At 44.1% G+C, this 2887-nt stretch carries 1 protein-coding gene and 2 pseudogenes; 2 read left to right on the top strand and 1 reads right to left on the bottom strand.

Annotation, left to right across the window (positions count from 1 at the left end; genetic code table 11):
* Together GPK83_RS10345 and GPK83_RS10340 are read left to right on the top strand one after the other, a co-directional pair.
* Positions 1–433, top strand: a pseudogene (locus GPK83_RS10345) (hypothetical protein); the annotation flags it as partial.
* 81 nt (positions 434–514) lie between these two features.
* A complete protein-coding gene (locus GPK83_RS10340; RefSeq protein ID WP_215704726.1) occupies positions 515–1354 on the top strand; it encodes a hypothetical protein in 840 nt (279 codons plus the stop codon).
* Between the two features lie 212 nt (positions 1355–1566).
* On the opposite strand, the pseudogene GPK83_RS10335 reads toward GPK83_RS10340, so the two are convergent.
* Positions 1567–2887: pseudogene (locus tag GPK83_RS10335) on the bottom strand (hypothetical protein); the annotation flags it as partial.

The following is a 2887-nucleotide window of genomic DNA, read 5'->3' as shown; positions in this document are numbered from 1 at the left end:
CAGCGGTGCTAAGATCACAAACGACTGGAGATTAACAACTCCGTACGATGACGAGAGCGCTGATGAGGAGTGGTACTACTTCAAGTCCAACGGTAAGAGAGCTGAAGGCGAGAAGATCACTTACAAGGGAAAAACCTACTACTTCGATAGTGACGGAAAGATGCTCACAGGTTGGGTAACAACTGGTGATAGTGCATCTGCAGTCAACGAGGCTAATGGTTATGAGAAAGACCACACATTCTACTGCGACGAGACAGGTGCTCGTGTAGAGGGTGCATGGGTTAAAGATACAAAACCGGGCGTTACAGATGATGACGCTGATGAAGACGAGTACTGGTACTACTTAAAGAAAGCTACCGGTAAGCCGGCAACAGGCAAGCAGTCCAACCTCAATGGTCAGATCTACCTCTTCAACGCCGAAGGTCAGATGTAGCACGGTTGGGTAGCTGAAGATGTTGCTACATCCAGCAACGTTAAGTTCTATCAGCTTGACGAAGAGGATGATGAGAAAGAAATGAAGACCGCAAAGGGTGAGGTTTACTACTGCGGCGATGAGGATGACGGACACGCTAAGAAGAACAAGTGGGTTAAGACATGGCTTCCGAATGATACAAATGAAGAGGAAGACGACAAAAAGTGGTTCTGGTTCGATAAAGAAGGTAAACTCTTCAGAGCTAATACTGGTAAGAACACAGCAGCTGCTACAGCATCTAACGCTTGGAAGTACAAACTTGACGAAGGTACACTTGTAAAAGACGCTAATGAAGCTGAAACAATTATCGGTAAAAAGAAAGTTAACTCCAAAGATTACTGGTTCACAGGTGATGGCGTGATGCTTTCCAAGTTCTACCTTATCAACGATGCTATGTACTACTTCGGTGGCTCTGATGATGGTTCCATGAAGACTGGTTCCCAGTCCATCAAGGATAACACAGGCGACACATACAAGTTCTACTTCTACACAAAGGATCAGTCCAGCGAGTTCAAGACTCCGGACGGAAAACACAACCTTGCTAAAGGTGCTGGTGTAGTTGGTAACCAGAGCAACAAGCTTTACTGGTATGGTATGCAGATTCAGGCTGATGATTATAAGTATCAGGTAGCTAACATTGCTGTAGGACCGGAAAATAACCAGACAGTTTACAGCTTTATTGTAAACTCTAATGGTACTATTCAGCATTCCGCAAGCACTGAGTACAAAGAGGATGGCGATATCCTTGTTAAGACTGGTGTAAAGGGAGATACTAAGTATCAGACAAAAGCTCAGTTCAAGTATGCTATCGATAACACAGATTCTGTTGATAGGCGTGTTAGTGATGTAGATCTTGGCAAGTTCTTTGTTCCGGCAGAGTAATTTAATATTCGAAATTAGAAATTCTAATTGCAAACAGGATGGGCGGGAAATATTTCCCGCCCATTTACTGTATGTGAAATGTTATATGACAAAAGCCGCTGTCTGTAAGTGATGAAAATACATAGGCTATAAGATGCTTCTGTGACGAAAAGCCGGGCAAGGTTTCCTTGCCCGGCTTTGTGTGCAATTAGAATTTCTAATTTAAACCTTAATTACTTAAGAGTAAAGGTTGTTGTTGCTGGTGCGTTGTAAAACTCGTTAAGATCTACATCGGATACCTTGCTTGTAACACCCTTTGTGAAGCCATACTTGTACTGACCATCTTCCTCGTATGCTGCTGCACCCTTTGCTTCTACAGTGATAAGAGTATCGCCATCCTCCTTATAGGAAGTATCGAAGGAGTGTTGGATAGAACCGTTGGAGTTGATAATGAAATCATGATTCTCAACAGTTGCTACCTGATACTTGTAGTCATCAGCTGTAAGTAAAAGACCGTAGTAGTAAAGCTTGTTGCTCTGGTTACCTGTTACACCAGCACCCTTTTTAAGTTTCTGGACATCCGGAGTCTGGTATTTTGTGGAATCCTGATCCTTTGTGTAGAAGTAGAACTTATATGTGTCACCTGTGTTATCCTTGATGGACTGGGAACCGGTCTTCATGGAACCATCATCGGCTCCACCGAAGCAGTACATAGCGCCATTGATCTGGTAGAACTTGGAAAGTATTACACCATCGTTTCTGAACCAGTAATCTTTGGAGTTAACTTTCTTTTTTCCGATAAGAGTTGCGCCCCTGTTGTCATCCTGTACAAGAACACCTTCGTCGAGTTTATACTTGATTGCGTTGGAAGCTGTCTCAGCTGCTGTATTGTAACCAGCTCTAAAGAGTTTACCTTCTTTATCGAACCAGAACCACTCTTTATCATCTTCCTCTTCGTTTGTATCGTACGGAAGCCATGTCTTTAACCATTTATTCTTCTTAGCGTGTCCGCCATCCTCGTCACCACAGTAGTAAACATCGGACTCAGCAACGCTCATCTTCTCTTCCTCATCTTCTTTATCAAGCTGGAAGAACTTGGTGTTGGAATCTGTAGCAGCTGCTACCCAACCAGACTGCATCTGACCTTCTCCGTTGAAGAGGTAGATCTGACCGTTGATGTTGGACTGCTTGCCTGTTGCCGGCTTACCGGTAGCTTTCTTTAAGTAGTACCAGTACTCGTCTGCATCTACATCGTCATCGCCTGTGCCCGGCTTAGTATCTTTAACCCAACGAGCACCTGTCTCGTCGCAGTAGAATGTGTGGTCTTTCTCATAACCGTTAGCTTCGTTAACTGCGGATGTACCTTCACCAGTTGTTACCCAACCTGTAAGCATGATTCCGTCTGTATCGAAGTAGTAGGATTTTCCCTTGTAAGTGATCTTCTCGTTCTCAGCTCTCTTACCGTTGGACTTGGAGTAGTACCACTCCTCATCAGCGCTCTCGTCATCGTACGGAGTTGTTAATCTCCAGTCGTTTGTGATCTTAGCACCGCTG

Origin of the sequence: Clostridium sp. MCC328 (assembly GCF_018785465.1) — a bacterium.
Lineage (GTDB): Bacteria > Bacillota > Clostridia > Lachnospirales > Lachnospiraceae > Pilosibacter > Pilosibacter fragilis.
This window is presented reverse-complemented; position numbering and strand designations above follow the sequence as displayed.